The 409-nt window shown below is 76.0% G+C and carries 1 protein-coding gene; it reads left to right on the top strand.

Annotated elements, in window-relative coordinates; all coding sequences use genetic code 11:
* Positions 1–47 precede the first annotated feature (47 nt).
* On the top strand, positions 48–409 hold a 362-nt coding region (locus LPA54_RS40550; protein ID WP_228985439.1), incomplete at its 3' end, for an aminotransferase class I/II-fold pyridoxal phosphate-dependent enzyme.

The following is a 409-nucleotide window of genomic DNA, read 5'->3' as shown; positions in this document are numbered from 1 at the left end:
ACCGCCACCTGCGCCTGTTCACCCGGTACCTCGAGACCGAGCGGGGCATGGACCGGCGTCAGGTGCGGCGCACCCTGTTCCAGTACGGGGCGACCAAGGGGATCGTGGGCGACCTGATCGTCCGCCACCTCCTCCTCGACGAGGGCATCACCGCCGACGAGGCCGACGTCCTCGTCACCACCGGCTGCCAGGAGGCCATGGTCCTGGTGCTGCGCGCCCTGCGACGCGACGCACGCGACGTCGTCCTGGCGGCTGCGCCCACCTACGTCGGGTTCACCGGCGCGGCCCGGCTCACCGAGACCCGGGTGCTGCCCGTGCCCGAGGGCCCCGCCGGGCTCGACCCCGCCGCCGTGGGCCGCGCCGCCGACGAGGCACGCGCCGCCGGGCTGCGCCCCCGCGCCCTGTACGT

The organism is Streptomyces sp. DH12, assembly GCF_020873895.1.
In the GTDB taxonomy this organism is placed as follows: Bacteria; Actinomycetota; Actinomycetes; order Streptomycetales; family Streptomycetaceae; genus Streptomyces.
The sequence above is the reverse complement of the archived record's forward strand: the minus strand, read 5'-3'. Positions and strand labels throughout refer to the sequence as shown.